Annotated in this window: 18 protein-coding genes and 1 pseudogene; 10 read left to right on the top strand and 9 right to left on the bottom strand. The window is 73.4% G+C overall.

The genetic code is table 11. From position 1 onward, the window contains the following. The first annotated feature begins 205 nt into the window (after positions 1-205). Together ACH4ZX_RS38195 and glgX are read left to right on the top strand one after the other, a co-directional pair. Complete coding sequence (locus ACH4ZX_RS38195) at positions 206-769, top strand: pep a2 (protein ID WP_398283177.1); 564 nt, start codon at positions 206-208, stop codon at positions 767-769. Continuing rightward, complete coding sequence (gene glgX, locus ACH4ZX_RS38190; protein ID WP_398283176.1) at positions 766-2,916, top strand: glycogen debranching protein GlgX; 2,151 nt, start codon at positions 766-768, stop codon at positions 2,914-2,916. Before ACH4ZX_RS38195 ends, glgX begins: the two co-directional genes overlap by 4 nt. Positions 2,917-3,003: 87 nt before the next feature. On the opposite strand, the gene ACH4ZX_RS38185 is transcribed toward glgX, so the two are convergent. Further along, positions 3,004-3,807 carry a VOC family protein gene (locus ACH4ZX_RS38185; RefSeq protein ID WP_398283174.1) on the bottom strand — a complete coding sequence of 268 codons (804 nt, stop codon included), beginning with the start codon at positions 3,805-3,807 and terminating at the stop codon, positions 3,004-3,006. Between the two features lie 218 nt (positions 3,808-4,025). Between ACH4ZX_RS38185 and ACH4ZX_RS38180 the strand changes: the two genes are divergently transcribed. Further along, positions 4,026-4,343 carry an ANTAR domain-containing protein gene (locus ACH4ZX_RS38180; RefSeq protein WP_398283172.1) on the top strand — a complete coding sequence of 106 codons (318 nt, stop codon included), beginning with the start codon at positions 4,026-4,028 and terminating at the stop codon, positions 4,341-4,343. Positions 4,344-4,382: 39 nt separating this feature from the next. Here the strand turns inward: ACH4ZX_RS38180 and ACH4ZX_RS38175 are convergent, their stop codons facing one another. Beyond that, positions 4,383-5,246: a SigB/SigF/SigG family RNA polymerase sigma factor gene (locus tag ACH4ZX_RS38175; RefSeq protein WP_398283170.1), complete on the bottom strand. Its 864-nt coding sequence runs from the start codon at positions 5,244-5,246 to the stop codon at positions 4,383-4,385. Between the two features lie 705 nt (positions 5,247-5,951). Between ACH4ZX_RS38175 and ACH4ZX_RS38170 the strand changes: the two genes are divergently transcribed. Further along, positions 5,952-6,473 (top strand): hypothetical protein, encoded by a 522-nt coding sequence (locus ACH4ZX_RS38170; protein WP_398283168.1) that lies wholly within the window; start codon positions 5,952-5,954, stop codon positions 6,471-6,473. 45 nt (positions 6,474-6,518) lie between these two features. On the opposite strand, the gene hemC is transcribed toward ACH4ZX_RS38170, so the two are convergent. Continuing rightward, on the bottom strand, positions 6,519-7,454 hold the full coding sequence (gene hemC, locus ACH4ZX_RS38165) for a hydroxymethylbilane synthase (RefSeq protein WP_398283166.1): 936 nt from the start codon (positions 7,452-7,454) through the stop codon (positions 6,519-6,521). A 64-nt stretch (positions 7,455-7,518) separates the two neighbouring features. Continuing rightward, positions 7,519-8,460 carry an RNA polymerase sigma-70 factor gene (locus tag ACH4ZX_RS38160; RefSeq protein ID WP_398283164.1) on the bottom strand — a complete coding sequence of 314 codons (942 nt, stop codon included), beginning with the start codon at positions 8,458-8,460 and terminating at the stop codon, positions 7,519-7,521. Between the two features lie 175 nt (positions 8,461-8,635). Here ACH4ZX_RS38160 and ACH4ZX_RS38155 point away from each other — a divergent pair, with 175 nt between their 5' ends. After that, positions 8,636-9,121: a carboxymuconolactone decarboxylase family protein gene (locus ACH4ZX_RS38155; RefSeq protein WP_398283162.1), complete on the top strand. Its 486-nt coding sequence runs from the start codon at positions 8,636-8,638 to the stop codon at positions 9,119-9,121. Positions 9,122-9,302: 181 nt separating this feature from the next. On the opposite strand, the gene ACH4ZX_RS38150 is transcribed toward ACH4ZX_RS38155, so the two are convergent. Further along, positions 9,303-10,490, bottom strand: a complete 1,188-nt coding sequence (locus tag ACH4ZX_RS38150; RefSeq protein WP_398283160.1) for an MFS transporter — start codon at positions 10,488-10,490, stop codon at positions 9,303-9,305. A 133-nt stretch (positions 10,491-10,623) separates the two neighbouring features. Between ACH4ZX_RS38150 and ACH4ZX_RS38145 the strand changes: the two genes are divergently transcribed. After that, positions 10,624-11,613, top strand: coding sequence for a DUF5937 family protein (locus ACH4ZX_RS38145; RefSeq protein WP_398283158.1), 990 nt, complete (start codon positions 10,624-10,626; stop codon positions 11,611-11,613). Positions 11,614-11,651: 38 nt separating this feature from the next. On the opposite strand, the gene ACH4ZX_RS38140 is transcribed toward ACH4ZX_RS38145, so the two are convergent. The 4 genes from ACH4ZX_RS38140 to ACH4ZX_RS38125 form a co-directional block, all read right to left on the bottom strand. Continuing rightward, positions 11,652-12,686, bottom strand: coding sequence for a questin oxidase family protein (locus ACH4ZX_RS38140; RefSeq protein ID WP_398283156.1), 1,035 nt, complete (start codon positions 12,684-12,686; stop codon positions 11,652-11,654). Between the two features lie 276 nt (positions 12,687-12,962). Next, positions 12,963-13,739 (bottom strand): NPP1 family protein, encoded by a 777-nt coding sequence (locus ACH4ZX_RS38135; protein ID WP_398283154.1) that lies wholly within the window; start codon positions 13,737-13,739, stop codon positions 12,963-12,965. A gap of 160 nt (positions 13,740-13,899) precedes the next feature. After that, a complete protein-coding gene (locus ACH4ZX_RS38130; protein WP_398283152.1) occupies positions 13,900-14,940 on the bottom strand; it encodes an ATP-dependent DNA ligase in 1,041 nt (346 codons plus the stop codon). A gap of 220 nt (positions 14,941-15,160) precedes the next feature. Then, positions 15,161-16,633, bottom strand: coding sequence for an MFS transporter (locus ACH4ZX_RS38125; RefSeq protein ID WP_398283150.1), 1,473 nt, complete (start codon positions 16,631-16,633; stop codon positions 15,161-15,163). Between the two features lie 482 nt (positions 16,634-17,115). Between ACH4ZX_RS38125 and ACH4ZX_RS38120 the strand changes: the two genes are divergently transcribed. The 4 genes and pseudogenes from ACH4ZX_RS38120 to ACH4ZX_RS38105 all read left to right on the top strand — a co-directional run. Further along, a complete protein-coding gene (locus ACH4ZX_RS38120; protein ID WP_398283148.1) occupies positions 17,116-17,766 on the top strand; it encodes a TetR/AcrR family transcriptional regulator in 651 nt (216 codons plus the stop codon). Between the two features lie 145 nt (positions 17,767-17,911). After that, a complete protein-coding gene (locus ACH4ZX_RS38115) occupies positions 17,912-18,292 on the top strand; it encodes a DoxX family protein (protein ID WP_360757262.1) in 381 nt (126 codons plus the stop codon). Further along, the gene (locus ACH4ZX_RS38110; protein WP_360757259.1) at positions 18,289-18,756 is read left to right on the top strand and encodes a peroxiredoxin; all 468 of its coding nucleotides are present in this window, start codon (positions 18,289-18,291) and stop codon (positions 18,754-18,756) included. Before ACH4ZX_RS38115 ends, ACH4ZX_RS38110 begins: the two co-directional genes overlap by 4 nt. A gap of 702 nt (positions 18,757-19,458) precedes the next feature. Then, positions 19,459-19,944, top strand: a pseudogene (locus ACH4ZX_RS38105) (TauD/TfdA dioxygenase family protein); the annotation flags it as partial. Positions 19,945-20,070: the final 126 nt, after the last annotated feature.

The following is a 20,070-nucleotide window of genomic DNA, read 5'->3' as shown; positions in this document are numbered from 1 at the left end:
GAGGTCTTCACACATGGTGCACGGGTGATGACGCATCGTCTTGTTGGCGATTCAACTACCCCTGTGGCCGCTCGTGTTGCACGAATGGCGTACCGCTCTCACTCTTGAGGTGACTCAGGAGCGATCAGCGCTCACGCTCCGCGTTCGGGGCCCGTCCCGCGGGGACGGGGAGGAGCGGGGACTTCGCCGGTGAGGAGCCAACGAGATGAAGACCGCAGTGCCCTGCTACTACCACCTCGACGTGGAAGTCAGCCCCGATCGGGTCGGACAGGTCAGGCGCATCCTGGCCGCTCACCTCCGGTTCTGGAACCTCGACAACCTGGTCGAGCCCGTCTGCCACGGCACCGAGCTGCTGCTCAAGGCCATCGACGAGCACGCCACGGACAAGAACACCTCGATCGAGATGTGGTGGAACGGCCAGCACCTCATCACCGCCATCGGCGGCAACGACTCCCAGCTGCGCCCGGACCAGGATCTGCGGAGCTGCCTGCAGTGGATCGCCGCCATGAGCGACGGATGGGGCTGCTGCGCAACCGACAACGGCAGCAAGGTCATCTGGTTCTCGCAGCGGGCCCGCGCCGGCGAACGCGTCCCGCTGGTGCCCACCGCGCCCGCGCCGAGCCTGCGCGAGGGGCTCCAGGTGCCCCGCGAGGTCCCGGTCGTCGCGCTGGCCGGCGACGTCGTGCTGGCCGGCGCGGCCGACGGCGCCGGCGTGGCGGACGGTGCTCGCGTGGCCGACGGCGCCGGCGTCCTTCAGGACGCCCGGTGACGGCCAGGCGACGGCGCAAGGCAGGGGTGCCCGTGTGGAGCGGGCACCCCTACCCGTTGGGTGCCTCCTTCGACGGCGAGGGCACCAACTTCGCCCTGTTCAGCGAGGTCGCCGAACACGTCGAACTGGTCCTCGTCGACGACGGCGGCGGCGGCGAGCGCCGCGTCCCGGTGGCGGAGGCCGACGGGTTCGTCTGGCACTGCTACCTGCCCGGCGTCGGGCCGGGGCAGCGCTACGGCTACCGGGTGCACGGGCCGTTCCACCCGGAGCTGGGCCACCGCTGCAATCCGGCGAAGCTGCTCCTCGACCCGTACACCCGTGCGGTGGACGGGCAGGTGGACGATCACCCCTCCCTCTTCGAGCGGGCCCCGCACGGCCGGTCCCGGGCCGACAGCGCCGGGCACACCATGCTCGGTGTGGTGACCGACCCGGCCTTCGACTGGGGCGACGACCGGCCGCCCGACCGGCCGTACGCCGACACGGTGATCTACGAGGCCCACGTCAAGGGCCTCACCTGCACCCATCCCGACGTGCCCGCCGATCTGCGCGGCACCTACGCCGGCCTGGCCCACCCCGCGGTCCTGGAGCACCTGACCTCGCTGGGGGTGACCGCGGTGGAGCTGATGCCGGTGCACCAGTACGTGCAGGACGGTGTGCTGCGGGGCCGCGGGCTGTCCAACTACTGGGGCTACAACACGATCGGCTTCTTCGCCCCGCACAACGGCTACGCCGCCCGCGGCAGCCGCGGGCAGCAGGTCACCGAGTTCAAGTCGATGGTGAAGGCGCTGCACGCGGCCGGCCTCGAAGTGATCCTCGACGTCGTCTACAACCACACCGCCGAGGGCAACGAGCGCGGCCCCACCCTGTCCTTCCGCGGCATCGACAACGCCTCGTACTACCGCCTGGTGGACGGCGACTGGAAGCACTACTACGACACCACGGGCACCGGCAACAGCCTGCTGATGCGGCACCCGTACGTGCTCCAGCTGATCATGGACTCGCTGCGGTACTGGGTCACCGAGATGCACGTCGACGGCTTCCGCTTCGACCTCGCGGCCACGCTGGCGCGGCAGTTCCACGAGGTCGACCGGCTGTCGGCGTTCTTCGACCTCATCCAGCAGGACCCGGTGATCAGCCGGGTCAAGCTGATCGCGGAACCCTGGGACGTCGGCGAGGGCGGCTACCAGGTGGGCAACTTCCCGCCGCTGTGGTCGGAGTGGAACGGCAAGTACCGTGACGCCGTACGGGACTTCTGGCGCGGGGAGCCGCACACGCTCGGCGAGTTCGCCTCCCGGCTGACCGGCTCCTCCGACCTGTACCAGCACAACCGGCGCCGCCCGCGCGCCAGCGTCAACTTCGTCACCGCGCACGACGGGTTCACCCTGCGCGACCTCGTCTCGTACAACCACAAGCACAACGAGGCCAACGGCGAGGACAACCAGGACGGCGAGAACCACAACCGGTCCTGGAACTGCGGCGTGGAGGGCGAGACGGACCGTCCCGCCGTCCTCGAACTGCGCGCCCGCCAGCAGCGCAACTTCCTCACCACGCTGCTGCTGTCGCAGGGCATCCCGATGCTGTCCCACGGCGACGAACTCGGCCGCACCCAGGGCGGCAACAACAACGCCTACTGCCAGGACAACGAGGTCTCCTGGATCGACTGGCGGCTGACCGAGGAGCAGCGCCGCCTCGTGGACTTCACCCGGTACCTCATCGGGCTGCGCCGCGACCATCCCGTGCTGCGCCGCCGCCGGTTCTTCCGCGGGGAGACCGTCCGGCACGCCGGCCAGCCGCTGCCGGACCTGGTGTGGCTGGCGCCGGACGCGCGGGAGATGACGGAGGAGGACTGGCAGCGGCCCGACGCGCACTCCGTCGGCGTCTTCCTCAACGGCGACGCCATCGCCGAACTCGACGCGCGCGGCCGGCGCGTGGTGGACGACTCCTTCCTGCTGCTGTTCAACAGCTACTGGGAGCCGATGACGTTCCGGCTGCCGGACGTCGCCTACGGCGAGCGCTGGCGGACACTCCTCGACACGGCCGAGGAACAGGACGCCCCCGACGAGGTGGAGCACAAGGCGGGTACGGAGATGGCCGTGGAGGCGCGCAGCCTCGTCCTGCTGTCGCGGCCCTCCCGCGCCGTGCGGTGAGGCGGAGACGGGGGCGGAGGAGGGGGCGGGGGAGCGTGCTGCTTCGGCGCTCGCCCGTCTGCTCGCGGCTGTGAGTGCTCCCCGCTGTCAGTGCTCGCGGCGTGAGGTCACCGTGAACTGGGCGCCGTCGCGGTCGCGCAGCACGGCCTCCTCGCTGCCCTTCGACAGGACGCTGCCGCCGTGCCGCTCCGCGGCCCGGACGCAGGCGTCCACGTCCACGACGGCGAAGTGGACCTGCCAATGGGGCCGGATCCGCGGGTCGGGGGCCGCGCCCAGGGCGCCCGACTCGATGCGCGCCACCACGTCGCCCTGGCTGCGCAGCACGACCTCCTCGCCCTCGTAGCCGACCTCGCAGCAGCCGGGCTTCCCCGTCGCCCAGCCGAGGACCTCGCCGTAGAAGATCGCGGCGTCGAAGGCGTCACGCGTGTGCAGCCGGATGAAGGTCGGGGCCGCGCGGCGCCAGCTCTCCCACTCCGAGACCAGCTCCCCTTCCCAGATCCCGAACGTCGCGCCGTCCCGGTCGGCCAGCAGCGCCGCCCGGCCCGGCGGGAAGGAGATCGGCCCCACCGCCGTCGTGCCGCCGCGCTCCTGCGCCCGGGCCACGGCCTGGTCCGCGCCGGGCACGGCGAAGTACGGCGTCCATGTCACGACCATCTGCCACATGGTGGCCACGGCGGCGATCCCGGCGACGGGCGTGCCGTCCGCCAGCGCGATCCGGAAGTGCTCGCCCAGCTTGGCCGCCCGCCACCGCCAGCCGAACACGGCCGTGTAGAACTCCTCGGTGGCGCGCAGGTCGCGGCTGGTCAGACTCACCCAGCAGGGCGCGCCGAACACGGAGTGCGAGGAGACGACGCTCGTCGCAGGGCCGGGGCGCGTGATGTCGTGGTTCATGGCTCACGTCCAGGTCTCGTCCGCCGGCGGCCACCGGTCCGCCATCGGTTTCTGCCACCAGTGTCCGACCGGAACGGGTCTCCGCGCCTGTCGAGTACCCCGGCGGGGCGGCCGAAACGGCGGCCTCGCCGGGCGGCTCCCCGGTGGCGGGCGCCCGCGCGAGTGACGAGCATGGAAGGGCCGGACACCAGTACGCGAGCGGCCGGCGGGAGGTGGCCATGCCCGTGGACGGGGGCTCGGACCGGATCGTCGAGCTGCAGCAGGAAGTCGACCAGCTGAAGGAGGCCATCGCCTCGCACGCCGTCGTGGACCAGGCGATCGGCATGGTCGTCGCCCTCGGCCGGCTGTCGCCGGACGAGGGCTGGCAGGTGCTGAAAGAAGTCTCCCAGCACACGAACATCAAACTGCGCAATATCGCGGAATTGATTCTCATCTGGGGCCGCAACGGAACACTGCCCCCGGAAATACGCTCTGAATTGGAAGAGGCGCTGGACCGTTACGGTCCTCCGCAGATCCCGGGCGCCCCGCCGCAGTGACGGGACGCCCTGCCGCCCGCTCCCGGGCCGCCTCCCGGCTCAGCCGTTCTGCGCCTGGCTCTGCGGCCGGCTCTGGGTCTGCGCCTGTGGCCGGCTCTGAGTCCGGGGCTGGGTCTGTGTCTCGCTGAGGAGTTCCCTGCGCAGCTCCGCGAAGCAGCCGCTGAGCAGACGCGAGACGTGCATCTGCGAGATGCCGAGCTGCTGCGCGATGCGGCTCTGCGTCATGCCCTTGAAGAACCGCAGGTAGAGGATGGTCCGCTCGCGCTCCGGGAGGGCCTGCAGACAGGGGGCGACGGCCACCCGGTCGACGACGACGTCGTAGGCCGGGTCGGACCCGCCGACGGTGTCGCTCAGGGCGTACCCCTCGGTGCCCGGCACCTCGGCGTCCAGGGACAGCGCGGAGAAGCACTCCAGGGCCTCCATGCCGGTGCGTACTTCGCTCTCCTCCAGGCGCGTGTACACGGCGATCTCGGCGACGGTCGGGGCGCGCCCCGGGGTCGTCTGCGACAGCTCCTTCACGGCGTGCCGCACCCGGTTGCGCAGGTCCTGGACCCGGCGCGGCACGTGCAGGGTCCACATGTGGTCACGGAAGTGGCGCTTGATCTCACCGGTGACGGTCGGCACCGCGTACGCCTCGAAGGCGTGGCCGCGTGCCGGATCGTAGTGGTCGACGGCCTTGACCAGGCCGAGGGCGGCGACCTGGTACAGGTCCTCGAGAGCCTCACCGCGTCCCTTGAAACGGACGGCGATCCGTTCGGCCATGGGCAGCCAGGCCTGGACCAGCTCGTCCCTGAGCGCCTTGCGCTCCGGGCCTTCCGGCAGCCGCGCGAGCCGTTCGAAGGCCCGGGCGGTGTCGGGCGCGTCGTCGTGCGGATGCGGCGTGGTTCCGGTGGTGACGCGCATGGGCGCACCTCCCTCGGCCGGTGCTGTGTGGACAGACACCACGGGAGGGGCGGGCATGGACCTGACGGAGAGCATCCGGGGCCTGCTGCCGGCTCCCGTGGACGTGCCTCCGGTCCGAAGCACTGCGATGCGCATTCCCGTCCGCAGGGATTCCAAAACAATAAAGTCAATACGGTGACGCAAGGCGACCGGGCGATTCTGAATCGTCGCGGGAATTGCCTCCGATCGCCACGGACCGGCATCGCGGGAATTCGTCACGTGAGCTGCCGCGCCCGGTCGTGGCACGGCTCGGCGCCGGCATTTCCGGACGCAGCCGAGGGCCCCGCGAGACTGGTCCCGCCACCCGTCGGGCGGCCCAGCTGCGGCCGACGCCCCCGGTCGACGCCCCCGGTCGACGCCCCCGGTCGACGCCTGCGGCCGACGCCCGTGGCCGGGGCCCGGCTCGGCGAGTGGTGCGGGCGACGCGTTCGGCATCGCCACGGTGCCCTCGCTCCCGGCCCGGCCGGCCCGCTGAGGGAGCCGGCCGAACGTGATGTGCGGCACGCGTGTGCCCAGGTGCTTCGGGGCCACCCGCCGATTGTCCCTGCGCACGGCTTGATCACCGATCAAAGGGGGTGAACCGGCTGCCCACAGCGCATTCCGCTCATTTGACAGTGCACTGAGCCCACAGATAGGAAGCAGCTCTCTGAGGTCGAGAGGTGGATTGTGTACGAGCCCAACGTGGTCGGGGACTGGCAGGAGTACGACGAGCATGCCGGTCTGCGTGTCCGCGTCCACCGTCTCGAGGCCGCCGAGCCACCGCGGGGACGTGACGACGCGGCCGCCGGGCTGACGTACTTCAGTCTCCGCGTCACCGTCGAGAACCGGGGCAGCCGGAACGTCGGCATCCACCTCGAGGACGGTCAGATCGACGTGCGGACCGGTCCGGACGGCGAGGCCGCTTTCATCGACTGGCGCAACTCGCAGTTCGTCGAGGGCTTCGACGTCTATCCGCTGCGCCGGGTCACCGCCGTGCTGTACGCGGCCGGACCGGAGGCGTCGCTGAGCCAGATCGACGTGCAGGTGCAGCTGCGGGTCGACGAGGAGTGGGCCGACCGCCGGATGTGGGTGGGCGGCATCGGACTGCACGAGCCGGGCGCCGGCGCGGCGCCGGGCGCCGGCCGCGACTGCCTGGCCCACCAGGTCAGCAACTACCTGCGGGACCAGGCGGAGAAGGGCACCGCCTGATCCTTCGCGCCGGAGTGCGGGACGCCGTCGGTGATCCCGCGCGCCTCAGTGCGGGATGCCGTCGATGATCTCGCGGGCGCCCTGGCGCAGCAGAGCGACGGCCACCGAAGTGCCCAGCGTGGCCGGGTCCAGCCGTCCCGCCCACTCGTGGGCGTTCAGCCGGGTCTTGCCGTCCGGGGTGAACACGCAGGCGCTCAGGGACAGTTCACCGCTGCGGTCCACGCGCGCGTACCCGGCGATCGGGCTGTTGCAGTGACCCTGCAGCACGTGCAGGAACATCCGCTCGGCCGTGGCCTCGCGGTGCGTGTCCGGGTGGCCGAGCCCGCTGACCGCGTCGATGAGGTCCGCGTCGCCCTCCCGGCACTGCAGGGCGAGGATGCCCGCGCCGATCGGCGGCATCATCGTCTCGGGGGAGAGGATCTCGGTGATGGCGTCGTCCCGGCCGATGCGCCGCAGGCCGGACACCGCCAGCAGCAGCGCGTCCGCCTCGCCGGCCGCCAGCTTCTCCAGCCGCCGGTTGGCGTTGCCGCGGAAGGGCACGCACTCCAGGTGCGGGTGGGTGGCGGCGAGCTGGGCGACCCGGCGCACGGAGGAGGTGCCGATCCGGGTCCCCTCGGGCAGCTCGTCCAGGGTGAGACCGTCCGGATGGACCAGGGCGTCGCGGATGTCGTCGCGTTCGAGGAACGCGGCGAACGTCGTCCCGGCCGGCAGCGGCCGGTCGGCGGGCACGTCCTTGACGCAGTGCACCGCGAGGTCGGCCTCGCCGGCGAGCAGCGCGGCGTCCACCTCCTTGGTGAAGGCGCCCTTGCCCTCGACCTGGGACAGGTCGCCGAGCCACTTGTCACCGGTCGTCCGCACGGGCACGACCTCGGTGCGCACGCCCGGGTGAAGGGCCGTCAGTTCCGCTCGTACACGCTCCACTTGGGCGAGCGCCATCGGCGAGTCGCGGGAGACGATCCGGATCAGTTCGGGTACGGACATGCGGACACGATAGACCCTCGGACGGCAACGGCCGTGCGCCACCGTCCGGTCGGCCGCCCGGCGCTCAGCGGCGCAGCACCGTCTCCCGCTGCATGCGCGACAGCTTCTCGGGGTTGCGCACGGCGTACAGCCCGGTGACGAGGCCGTCGTCGACGCGGACCGCCACCACGGTGTCGATCTCGCCGTCCATCCGCAGTACCAGCGCCGGACAGGCGTTGACCTGCGCCGGCCGCAGCGACGCCGCGGTGATCCGGCCGAGGCCGCCCGCCAGCAGCCGGGCCACCTTGTCGGCGCCCCTGACCGGCTGCGGCACGGCCTGCCTGATCCCGCCGCCGTCGCCCAGGAAGACGACGTCCGGCGCGAGGATGTCGACCAGGCACTGCAGGTCGCCGGTCTCCACCGCCCGCCGGAACGCGTCGAGCGCGCTGCGGGTCTCGGCGGGGGAGACGGTCCCGCGCGGCCGGCGCGCGGCGACGTGCGCCCGCGCCCGGTGCGCGATCTGCCGCACGGCCGCCGGGCTCTTGTCGACGGCTTCGGCGATCTCGTCGTAGCCGACGTCGAACACCTCGCGCAGTACGAACACCGCCCGCTCGGTGGGCGCGAGGGTCTCCAGCACCAGCAGCATCGCCATCGACACGCTGTCGGCCAGCTCGACGTCCTCGGCCACGTCGGGCGCGGTGAGCAGCGGCTCGGGCAGCCAGGTGCCCACGTAGGACTCCTTGCGGCGGCCGAGCGTGCGCAGCCGGGTCAGCGCCTGGCGGGTGGTGATCCGCACCAGGTACGCACGCGGATCCCGGACCACGGAGAGATCGACGCCCGCCCACCGCAGCCAGGTCTCCTGGAGGACGTCCTCGGCGTCGGCGGCCGAGCCGAGCATCTCGTAGGCGACGGTGAAGAGCAGGTTGCGGTGGGTGACGAACGCGTCGGTGGCGGCGTCCGTACCGCCCGTGCCGCCCGTGGGCCGCCCGGCCGTGTCCCTCGTCCGCCCGCTGTGCTCGCTCGTCACCGGCCGCTCCTGCCTGTCCGTTCCCGTCGGTGTCACACGCACAGGACGCCGCGGTCCGCGGATCCGTGACATGCGCCGGCGGTGGCGCACGTCACACGGGCGCCCTCGTCACAGCGAGTGGGGCGCCGGCATCTCGTGTTCGTCCGGTTCACAGCCCACGAGTGAGGACGCCGTCATGGACGCCCGTTTCGACATGTTCGCCAACGACATCGCCGCGAAGTTCAACAAGCGTTTCGCCAACGCCTCCCTGGTGATCGGCCAGTCGCCGCTGCCGAGGTCCACGCAGGAACTGGTGTCGCTGCGCGCCAGCCAGATCAACGGCTGCGGCTGGTGCATCGACCTGCACACCAAGGAGGCGGCGGCCGCCGGCGAGAGCGCGGTCCGCCTCCATCTGGTCGCCGCCTGGCGCGAGGCCACCGTGTTCACCGAGGCCGAGCGGGCCGCCCTGGCGCTCGCCGAGGAGGGCACCCGCCTCGCCGACGCCCAGCAGGGCGTGTCCGACGAGACCTGGTCCCAGGTGCGCGAGCACTACGACGACGACCAGATCGCCGCGCTGGTCTGCCTGGTCGCCCTGATCAACGCGGCCAACCGGCTCGCCGTGATCGTGCACCAGAAGGGCGGCTCCTACGAGCCCGGCATGTTCGCCGCCGCGGTCGGCTGACCGCCGGCGCCCGTGTCCCGCCCGGGGTGCCTTCCCCTCGGGCGGGACACGGCGCGCGTCGTACCGCGGCCTGCCGGCCGTGCTCTGCTGCGGTCTGCCGTCGTGTTCCCGCCTGCCGATCGTGTTCCCGCCTGCTGGCCGTGTTCCCGTCTGCCGGTCGTGTTCCCGTCCGCCGGTCGTGTTACCGCGGCCCGTCGGCCGCGCAGGCCGCCGGCCGCCGCTCCGGCCGGACCAGCAGCGTGAGTGCCGCCGCCGTGAGCAGCCCGCCGGCCAGGAAGGTCCCCCGCACCCCGCCCACGGACAGCAGGCCGCCGCCGAGCAGCGCCCCCGCCGCCACCCCCACGTTGAACGCGGCCGAGTTGGCAGCCAGCGCCGTCTCGGTGCGGCCCGGCGCGACCCGCAGCACCTGGCTCTGCGTCGCCATGAAGACCGGCCCGACCGAGGCGCCGAGCAGCATCAGCAGCGCGACGGCCGCCGCCCGGCCGCTCCCGCCCGCGTACAGCCCGAGCAGCGCCGCCGCCTGCGCCGCCACCGGCACGCTCAGCGTGGCCCGCGGGAACCGGTCCAGCAGCGGCCCGGCCGCGCTCACCCCGGCCAGCCCGGCCACGCCGAAGGCGAACAGCACCCCGCTCACCGCGCCCGCGCCGAACCCGCTGACGTCGTTCAGGAAGGCGACGACATACGTGAAGCCCGTGAACGCCCCCGTCACCGACAGGGCGGTCGTGGCGAGGACAGTCAGGAACCGGCGCCGGTCGGGGGCGGCACCGTACGCCGCGTGACTCTCCTCGGGCCGCGAGGTCGGCAGCAGGACGGCGACGACGGCGAGCGAGACCAGCGCGAGGCAGCCGAGCACGGCGAACGGCGCCGGCCAGCCGCGGTGCCCGCCCAGCCAGGTCCCGGCCGGCACGCCGAGCACCGTGGCCAGCGATCCACCGACCGACAGCAGCCCGATGACCCGGCCCCGCCGCTCGGGCGGGAACAGCCCCACCGCCACCGGGCCCGTCACCGCCCAGAACAGCGCCTGCGCGAGCGCCGTCGCCGTCCGTGCCGCCAGCAGCACCCCGTACGAGACGGTCCCCAGCGCCGGGACCCAGCTCGCCGCCGCCAGCAGGCCCAGCAGCCCGGCGAGCAGATACCGGCGCGGCACGGAGCGGGTGAGGTGCGCGACGGGCAGCGACGCCGCCGCCACCGTCAGGCCGTACCCGGTGACCAGCAGGCCCGCCGCGGCGAGCGACACCCGCAGGTCGGCCGCGATCAGCGACAGCAGGCCCACGGGCAGGTTCTCGACGGAGTTGAAGGTGAACGCCGCCAGCATCAGCGCCGCGACGAGGGCGCCCCCGCGCCAGGCGGCCGGACGTCCGCTGCCCATCCAGGTGTCCTCCGGGTCAGGTGATCGAGGTGGCCGCCGACCGGGCCGGGGCCAGCGTTTCCGGAGGCCCGGCGGGGCCTCTACTGTTTCGGCCGGGACCGAATCAGTAGGGGCCGCGCTCCGGGAGGCCGTCTTGCCGCTCACCCTGCACCTGGGCACCGCCGACCTGGCGCGCTGCCGGTTCGCGATCTCTCCGCTGTGCCAGACCCACGAGGCGCTGCGCATGCTGCGCCGCCCGGCCCGGCACGGCTACCACCGCGCCTGGCTCGGCCGGATGCGCCGCACCCTGGCCGGCCTGGACCTGTCACCCCTGTGGCTGTTCGTCCCGCGTCCCGGCGGCTACACCCCCGACTTCCTCGGCGCGCCCCCCGACGAGCCGTTCCCGTCCATCGACGACGAGCTGGCGCGGATGCACGCCACCGATCCCGGCCTCGCCCGCGCCGAGATGGCCCGATCGCTCGCCTGCACCCCCGGGCTCGCCGAGTCACCCGCGGGCCGCGCCGCCCTCGACGACCCGGCAGCGACCGTCCGGCGCCTGGCCGACCTCACCGAGCGGGCCTGGCAGGCCCTGCTGGCCCCCGACTGGCCGCGCCACCGGGCCGTCCTGGAAGCCGACATCGCCCACCGCTCGCGCCGGGCGGCCGACGTCGGCCTCGACGCGCTGTTCACCGGCCTGCACCCCGGCGTCGACTGGGCCGGCCACACCCTCACCCTGCGCATGTACGGCGATCTCGCCGACGCCCAGCGCGCCGACGGGCGCGGCGTCCTGCTCATGCCGAGCGTGTTCGTCTGGCCGGACGTGGTGAGCGGCTTCGCCCGACCGTGGCAGCCCACGGTCGTCTATCCCGCCCGCGGCATGGGCCGGCTGCACACCGCACCGGCGCCCCGCCCGCCGGAGGCGCTCGCCCGGCTCCTGGGCCACCAGCGCGCCGCCGTCCTCACCGGCCTGACCGCGCCCGCCTCGACCACGGAACTCGCCGGCCGGCACGGACTGGCCCCGTCCACCGTGTCGGCGCACCTGACGGTCCTGCGCGAGGCGGGCCTGCTCGACGCCCGCCGCCAGGGCTACTACGTGCTGTACGCGCGCACGGCCCTCGGCGACGCCCTGGCCGAGGGCCGTTAGCCGAGGGGCGTGGGTCAACGGGCGTCAGGTGAGGGGCGTCAGGCGAGGGGCGAGTTGAGCTCGATCGCGCGGCCCGCGGCGGCGAGGGCCCGCTCGTCGCCGACGTCCAGGGCCGTGTCGGCGAACTTGACGACGTGCTCGTCGCCATGGGCCAGGGCCCGTTCCAGGATCTCCTCGGCCGTGGCCCGCGCCGCGGGCGCGCAGGCAACCGGTTCGGCCGGGGCGTACATCGCGGTGACCGCCGCCGACGCCGTCCACGCCGCGCGCAGGCTCGGCGCCCACAGCTCGCGGGGCAGCGAACCCAGCGTCCTGAGTACCGCGTTGGGGGCCGTGGCCGCGTGCACGAGCATGATCGCGTCGCCGTGCCCGTGCGTGGCGTAGCGGTGCGTCGCGGCCCGCACCAGCTCGGCGAGCCGCCGGTGGGCCGTGTCGGGGTCGGTCACGTCGTCCGCCCAGACCGGCAGCCGGCGTACGGCGGCCAGCCGGGCCGGGAACCCCTGCGGCTCCTCGGTGATCGCGGGGACGGCGTCGAGGGCCTGCGCGGCCGTCGGCGCGCCCGGCAGGGCGGCGACGCCGGTCACGGGCCGGTGCCGGGCGGCCCAGTAGCCCAGGCCGTGGGCGAGTTCGGTGAGACGGGGTGTGTTCTCGCCGGACTCCAGGGCGCGTACGGCGTGGCCGACGCGGATCACCGGATGCGTCGAGCCGCCGTACATGCCGGGCAGCAGGCGCGGCCACCACTCGGCGAGGACGTCCCGCCACGGGCGTTCGGCGAGCAGCCGGGCGAAGAAGTCGATCCAGTCCGCGGCCCGTCGCGGATCACCCAGTGCCGAGGGCCAGTTGTCGTCGGTGACCGGTGCCACGCGGTCGGGGAAGTCCTCGAGCTTGCGCGTGTACAGGTCCAGCCAGCGGTGCACGGCGTCCGCGTGTCCGCGCGCGGTGAGCGCCTCGACGACCATGGGGGCGTGGTTGGTCAGTCTGCCCAGACGTTCCGGCCCCGAGGCGTGCAGGCGCTCCAGTGCTTCCTCGAACCGTCCGCCGGTGCCGCTCGTGTGGTGCGTCCCGCTCGTGTCCATGACCAGCAGGCTAGGCGGCGGCGCACGGCGCCGGATCGGTCCGCGGACGCAGTCCGCCTCCTGCTCGGGTCCTCGGTCCTCGGTTCTGGGGTTCCTCGGTCCTCAGTTCCGGGGGTTCGGGGCTCGGAGTCCTCGGTCCTCGTGCCGGGGCTCCGCCGCGCCGCGCCGCGCACAGCAGGGCTCCCGGAGCCGGGGCGGCTCCGGGAGCCCTGAGTGACGTGGGTGAGGGGCGGGCCGACGAATCGGCCGCGGGTCAGCTCGCGCGGGTTCCTCGTGTCAGGCGTTGGGGTCGAAGGTGATGCTGGACGGCAGTGCCTTGGACAGGTGTGCGGCGAAGCTGTCGTCCTTCAGGCCGAAGTGGGCGCTGCCGAAGTCGTACGCGCTCAGCTTGTCGCGCAGGCCCGCCGGGTAGCCGTTCCAGCCGACGAGCGGCGGGTACTGCCAGGTGCCCTTGTGGTTCTCCGGCGGCTCGTCGCCCGAGTTGGCCAGCCGGAAGCAGTGGGTGCTGATGCCGTCCTTGTGGTAGACGATCTTCGCGTGGGTGCCCTCGAACCGGACGTCGGACGCCGCGTGGACGGTGAACGAGCCGTGGTTCGACGTCGAGACGTACTTGACCTGGTTGTCCTGCACCCAGACCACGACGTGCTCCCAGTCGTGGCGGTGCCCGCCGATGCTGCTGCCGGCCAGGGCCTGGTCCTTCTCGAAGTACAGCCCGTACATGTACGCGCACCAGCCGTTGTTGCACTTGTAGCGCGAGTAGCTGTTGGTGTTGTCCAGGTCCGAGGCGTCCCGGCAGCTGCCGTTGAGGGCGCCGGTCGGCTTCAGGCCCCCGTTGATCGTGCCGTCGGGGCCGATGGCGGGGGTCGAGTAGCAGCCGTCGGTGTCGTAGTCGAACGCCGGCTGGTACGTGAACTCGGCGGCTTCCGCGTTGGCGGGCAGTGCCTGGGGCGGGGCGGCGAAGGCGACGGCGGGGAAGGCGACGACGAGAGCGGCGGCGCCGGCCAGACCGGTCAGCCATCTCCTGCGGTGTGTCCTGAACTTCGTTGACGACACTGCGTGCTCCTCTTGAGCGCAGCCCAACGGCTGTGGGGGAAAGGGGAGTTCAGCTTCCCCGCTTTTCACGTCCGGGCCAAGGGGTCACGCGCGTACCAACGGTGAACCGCTGCCCAAAACTTGGACCATGGCGTGGCGTCGGGTGAGTGCGTCGCCGGTGTCAGGCGGGATCGTCCGGAATGTCGTCGGGGAGGTCGTCCGGAATGCCGTCCGGGAGGCTGTCGGAGAGGTCGTCGGGGAGGTCGGCCGCCGCCTCCTCGGGTGCCAGGTCGGGCCTGAGCCGCAGCCGGGACGGCTGGCGCAGCATCCCGGCCCGGGTGCGCACGCTGTAGCGGACCTCGCCGACCAGCCGGGGCAGCACCCAGTGCGCCCCCGCCACCGGGGGCGGGGGATCGAAGGGACACACCTTGGACGCCGCGGCCCGCAACAGCGCCGCGAGCTGTGACCGCTCCGCCTCGCTCCAGCCGGTCCCCACACTGCCGACGTAGCGCAGGCGTCCCGCGGCGCGCTGGCCGACCAGCACGGCGCCGGGCAGACCCGTCATGCGGCCCTTGCCGGGCAGCCAGCCGCCCACGATGACGTCCTCGCTGCGCATGTTGCGGATCTTGATCCAGGACCGGGAGCGCACGCCCGGCTCGTACACCGAGTCCAGGCGCTTGCAGACCAGACCCTCCAGGCCGTGCTCACGGGTGGCGCGCAGGGCCTGCTCGCCGTGCCCGACGAGAGCGGCGGGCGTCGACCAGAAGGGGCCGTCGAGGGCGAGGCCCTCCAGGCGTCCGCGCCGCCGGGTGTACGAGAGCCCGACGAGCGGGCGGCCCGCCAGATGCATGACGTCGAAGAGCACGAGGTGGACAGGCGCCTGCGCGGCCCGGCGCGCGGCCCGCTCCGGAGCGTGCGCGAGCCCCATGCGGGACTGCAACAGCTGGAAGTCCGCCCGCCCCTGTTCGTCCAGCGCGAGCACCTCCCCGTCCAGTACCGCCGACGTGGTGCCCAACGCCCTTCCCAGCGGCGCGAGTTCGGGGTACGCGGCGGTGATGTCCTCCCCGGACCGGGCGCGCAGCAGCACGCTGCCGTCGCCTTCGAGGTAGACGACCACCCGCTGGCCGTCCTGCTTGGTCTCGTAGGCCCAGCGCGCGTCCTGCGCGGCGGGCGGCAGGCTGCCCGGGGTGGCGAGCATGGGCGGGATCAGCGGCAGGGTCACGGCAGAAGGTCTCGACGCTCCCGCGCACCGCCACGCGTCCCGCCCACCGGTTTCCCCTGAACGGCGCAACGGCCGGCCGGCCGGGGCAGGGGCGCGGTTGCGCCGAGACGCTCGGGCTCGCCTTCACCGAGGCCGAGTTGAGCGCGTCCGGCTCGGCGCCGCCGACCGTACCGGGCCCGGACCGGCGGTCGGCGGCTCGCGTGAGCAGCGCGTGAGTTCCTCAGGAGGCGGCGGCCGGTGCCTCCGCCGCCTGGGGCGTGGCCTCGGCCGGGGCCAGGGGCCGGCGGCGGGGGATGAAGGACGCCACGGCGAAGGCGAGCAGGGCGGCGCCCGCGCCGAGGCCCATGACCGCCTTGAAGCCGTCCTCCGACGGCAGTTCGTAACCGCCCAGGCTGATCGTCATCTGGGACAGCACGACACCGGCGATCGCGCTGGCGACGGACGTGCCGATCGAGCGCATCAGCGTGTTGAGGCTGTTCGCGGCGGCCGTCTCCGACAGGTCCACCGCGCCCATGATCAGGGCGGGCATGGCCCCGTACGTGAAACCGATGCCGGCGCCGATGACGCAGGACACCACGACGAGGTGCCAGACCTCGCTCATCAGGACGATGTTGAGGCCGTAACCGGCGGCCACGATCAGCGCGCCGATCATCAGCGTCACCTTCGGCCCCTTCGCCCGCGAGACCGCGGCCGACACCGGGGCGAACGCCATCATCACCAGGCCGGACGGCGCCATCACCAGGCCGGCGGTCAGCAGCGACCTGCCGAGACCGTAGCCCGTCTGCTCCGGCATCTGCAGCAACTGCGGCAGGACCAGGGACATCGCGAACATCGCGAACCCGATCGCGACGGAGGCCATGTTGGTGACCAGCACCTGGCGGCGGGCGGTGGCGCGCAGGTCCACCAGCGGCTCGGAGGTGCGCAGTTCGAACCGGCCCCAGGCGAGCAGCACCAGGACGGCGGCGGCGAACAGTCCGAGGGTCAGGCCGCTGGACCAGCCCCAGTCGGCGCCCTTGGAGATCGCCAGCAGCAGGCAGACCAGCCCGGTCGCCATGCCGAGGCCGCCCACCACGTCGAAGCGGCCGCCGCTGCGCACCGCGGACTCGGGCACGAACAGCAGCACCAGGACCAGGGCGACCGCGCCCATGGCGGCCGAGCTCCAGAACAGCACGTGCCAGTCGAAGTGGTCGGCGATCAGCGCCGCCGTCGGCAGGCCGAGGGCGCCACCGACGCCGAGGGAAGCGCTCATCAGCGCGGTCGATCCGGCGAGCCGCTCGGCCGGCAACTCGTCCCGCATGATGCTGATGCCCAGCGGCACGACCGCGGCCGACAGGCCCTGCACGGCCCGCCCGACGATCATCGGCACCAGCGATTCGCTGAGCGCGCACAGGACGGAGCCGGTCACCAGCAGCATCACGCTGACCAGCAGCATGCGCCGCTTGCCGAACATGTCACCGAGCCGGCCCACCACCGGCGTGGCCACGGCGGCGGCGAGCAGCGTGGCGGTCACGGCCCACGCGGTGTCCGACGCGGGTGCGTCCAGCAGCTTGGGCAGTTCGGGGACGATGGGGATGACCAGCGTCTGCATCAGCGATACGACGATGCCGGCGAAGGCCAGCACGGGCACCACGGCGTTCGGCCGCGGCGGGGCCGAGGCCGTGGCGTCGGCGGGTTCGGCGAGGGCATCGGGCATGGAGGTGCCTCCGGATCGGGGGTGGTGGAGAGCCGTGTGCCTGCGCAATTTAAGGCAGGTGATTGACTTACTGTAGCGCCTGCCCCTGCCGGGCCGCGCGACGGCCGGAACGGACGGCCGCGGCGGACGGAGGTGGCGGACGGAGGTGGCGGACGGAGGTGGCGGACGGAGATGGCGGGCGGAGGCGGCCGTAGCGAACGGAGGCGGCCGGGCGGAGACCGGCGGGGCGTATATAGATGTATGCGGACGAATGCGGACAGAGATGGGTGAAAATCGGCGGAAGTGGTCGGGTGGTGCCCGGCGCGTGCGTGGCCGGGCGCCTGCCGGGCCGGTGCGCGGCCGGTGCGGGGTGGGCCGGTGCCCCTGTGACGCGCCGTTGCGTAGGCTTTCGCGCGGGAGGCCGCCGCGTCGGCGGCGCACCCGCGGCGGCTCGAGGGACTGGCCGTCGGCGGGCGGAGCGAAGTCCCGGTGCGGTGGTGATCATGGCCGGCGGCACGGTGCGGGCGCGGCAGGCGAGCGCGACCCGGGAGCTGATCCTGGCCGCCGCCGAGCGGCTGTTCGCCGAGCGCGGTGTGAACGCGGTGTCCAACCGTCAGGTCGGCGAGGCCGCCGGGCAGGGCAACAACACCGTGGTCGGCTACCACTTCGGCACCAAGGCCGACCTCGTCCGCGCGATCGTCCGCAAGCACGCCACCCGCATCGAGGAGATCCGGTCCCGGCTGCTGGCCGGGATCCGCGATTCCACCGACGTGCGCGACTGGGTGGACTGCCTGGTGCGGCCCATGTCCGAACACCTCGGGGAGCTGGGCGGCCCCACCTGGTACGCGCGGTTCTGCGCCCAGCTGCTGACCGACCCGGCGCTGCGCGAGATCGTCGTGGAGGAGTCCCTCGCCTCCCCGTCCCTGCGCGAGATCATCGACGGCCTGAACCGGTGCCTGCCCGACCTGCCGGCAGAGGTCCGCGCCGAACGCGGCGAGATGGCCCGCCTCCTGATCGTGCAGATGCCCGCCGAACGGGAACGGGCGCTCGCCGAGGGCAGGCCGACGCCCCGGTCCAGCTGGCACGACGCCGCCACCGGCCTGGCCGACGCCATCGTCGGCATCTGGCTGGCGCCGGTGACACCGGGCGCCTGACGCACGCGCCCGCCGCCGACGCGAGCGGCGGGGCCGGGCGGACCGGGCCGCCGCGCATCCGGTCTCGCGGCCAGGGGCCCGTTGCCGCTCCGGCCGGCCTCTACCGTCCGGTAACATCGCGCCGCAGACGATCAGAGGAGGAATCGTGTCCCGGTCCGAACGCTCGCCCCTGCTCCTCGCCGGCCTGCTGGCCGCCGCGGGTGCCGCCCACTTCGCCGTGCCACGCCAGTTCGACGCGATCGTCCCGCGAGCCCTGCCGGGCACCCCCCGCACCTGGACGTACGCCAGCGGCGCCGCCGAACTCGCGCTGGCCGCGGGCCTCGCGGCGCCGCGCACCCGGAAGGCCGCCGCGCTCGCCGCGACCGCGTTCTTCGTCGGCGTGTTCCCCGCGAACGTGAAGATGGCGGTGGACTGGCGCCACCGCCCCGCACCGCAGAAGGCCGCGGCCTTCGGACGCCTGCCGCTGCAACTGCCCCTCGTGCTGTGGGCCCGTGGCGTCGCGCGCGGTGCGGAGGGCCGGTCGTGACGGGGCGTCCGGAGGTCGGCGACAAGGTCGGGGACTTCACGCTGCCGGACGAGACCGGCACCGACCGCAGCCTGGGCGAACTGCTCGTCGACGGGCCGGTGGTGCTGTTCTTCTACCCAGCCGCGCTCACCGCCGGGTGCACCGCGGAGGCCTGTCACTTCCGCGACCTGGCCGCCGAGTTCGCCGCCGTCGGGGCCCGGCCCGTGGGCGTCAGCGGCGACCCCGTCGAACGCCAGCAGGAGTTCGCCGGCCGTCACGGTCTCGGCATGCCGCTGCTGTCCGACGTCGACGGGGCCGTGCGCGAGGCGTTCGGCGTGAAGCGGGGATTCACCCTCGCGCCCACCAAGCGGGTCACCTTCGTCATCGCGCAGGACCGCACCGTCCTGGAGGTGGTCCGCAGCGAACTGCGCATGAACACCCACGCCGACCGGGCCCTCGCCGCCCTGCGCGCCCACCGCGCCTGACGTCGGCCGGGCCTGACGTCCGCCGGCCGTGGGGCTGCGAGTCCCACCCGCCCCGCCAAGACCGGCGAACCGACGTAGCCGTTACCGTCGGAGCCGGTGGTTCGGGCGGTTGTGCGGGCGCCGGCGGCGTGGTTCACGCTCGGGGCTCGTCCGCGAGTGTGTAGAGACGCGTCGGCGTCGGGACCGAAGGGGGCGCCCCCGTCCAGCAGGACGGCAGGTGGCTTGCGATGCGTGGTGACGCGGGCGCGGCATTCGCGCTCGCAGCACCTCGGAGAGCCGTCGGCGGTTTCGGTCCAGGACGGTGAGCAGTTCGCGTTGCCAGGTGCCACCGTCGCGCCATGCGGCTTCGGCCGCGACGACGCCGAGCGGCGAGACGGTGCCGTACAGGTCCGGTGGCTGCGCGTCGCGAAGTTCCGGGACGGGGACTGCGGAGCGGGTACCGTCGCGAACGTAGAGGCCCGGCAAGGGGATCGGTGGCGCAACGACCCCATCCGCCCCGGCGTTTCCTCCGGTGTCACGGACGGGGTGAGGAGTGATCGACCGGGGGAGAGAGCAGGGAGAAGGGGACCGGCTCGACCTGAGCCGGAGCATGAGCCTGAGCCGGACCGGACGAGTGGTGGAGCGCGCGTGACGGCGGAGCGGAGCACCGGGCAGGACACGGCGGCGGTCGACCCGGCCACCGAGCCCGACGCGGCCACGGCGATCGAGGCCGCGGGGATCGAGGTGAGGCCGGTCGCCGGGCACATCGGGGCCGAGATCACGGGCGTCGACCTGACCGGCGACCTCGGCGACGCCGTGGTGGCCGCCGTCCGGGCGGCGGTGCTGCGCTGGAAGGTGGTGTTCTTCCGCGGGCAGCACCTCGACCACGCCGGGCACATCGCGTTCGCCCGGCGCTTCGGCGAACCGGTCGTGCCGCCCGGGCGCGGCAGCGCCTCCCCGGCGGACTCCCCCGAGGTCGAGACCACCGCCGACCGGCTGGAGCTCGGCGGACGGTTCGGCATGGACCACGACGAATGGCTGCACCGCCGTCGGCACACGCTGCTGCGCGGCTGGCACTGCGACCACGGCGCCCGCGTCGACCCGCCCGCGGCGACGATCCTGCGCGCCGAGTCGGTGCCGCCGTACGGCGGCGACACCACCTGGTCGAACCTGGCGGCCGCCTACGCCGGACTGTCCGCGCCGGTCAGGGGTGTGACCCAGATACGCGTCAAAGGGGCAATGAGGCTTTTCCAACCTCAGCTTGACGTGGCCAGGTGAAGGGCGAGTACGGCCTTGACCAGGTCGGTGATGCGGGTGGTGCTGCAGCGGAGCTTG

This window comes from Streptomyces sp. NPDC020490 (assembly GCF_044335305.1).
Lineage (GTDB): Bacteria > Actinomycetota > Actinomycetes > Streptomycetales > Streptomycetaceae > Streptomyces.
The sequence above is the reverse complement of the archived record's forward strand: the minus strand, read 5'-3'. Positions and strand labels throughout refer to the sequence as shown.

Bases quoted from the DNA above. Each gene is read 5' to 3' on its own strand.
- ACH4ZX_RS38150 (WP_398283160.1), bottom strand. From the start codon at position 10,490: ATGGGCAGCGGACGTCCGGCCGCCTGGCGCGGGGGCGCCCTCGTCGCG.
- ACH4ZX_RS38155 (WP_398283162.1), top strand. From the start codon at position 8,636: ATGGACGCCCGTTTCGACATGTTCGCCAACGACATCGCCGCGAAGTTC.
- ACH4ZX_RS38175 (WP_398283170.1), bottom strand. From the start codon at position 5,246: ATGCGCGTCACCACCGGAACCACGCCGCATCCGCACGACGACGCGCCC.
- ACH4ZX_RS38125 (WP_398283150.1), bottom strand. From the start codon at position 16,633: ATGCCCGATGCCCTCGCCGAACCCGCCGACGCCACGGCCTCGGCCCCG.
- ACH4ZX_RS38185 (WP_398283174.1), bottom strand. From the start codon at position 3,807: ATGAACCACGACATCACGCGCCCCGGCCCTGCGACGAGCGTCGTCTCC.
- ACH4ZX_RS38180 (WP_398283172.1), top strand. From the start codon at position 4,026: ATGCCCGTGGACGGGGGCTCGGACCGGATCGTCGAGCTGCAGCAGGAA.
- ACH4ZX_RS38120 (WP_398283148.1), top strand. From the start codon at position 17,116: ATGGCCGGCGGCACGGTGCGGGCGCGGCAGGCGAGCGCGACCCGGGAG.
- ACH4ZX_RS38195 (WP_398283177.1), top strand. From the start codon at position 206: ATGAAGACCGCAGTGCCCTGCTACTACCACCTCGACGTGGAAGTCAGC.
- ACH4ZX_RS38140 (WP_398283156.1), bottom strand. From the start codon at position 12,686: ATGGACACGAGCGGGACGCACCACACGAGCGGCACCGGCGGACGGTTC.
- hemC (WP_398283166.1), bottom strand. From the start codon at position 7,454: ATGTCCGTACCCGAACTGATCCGGATCGTCTCCCGCGACTCGCCGATG.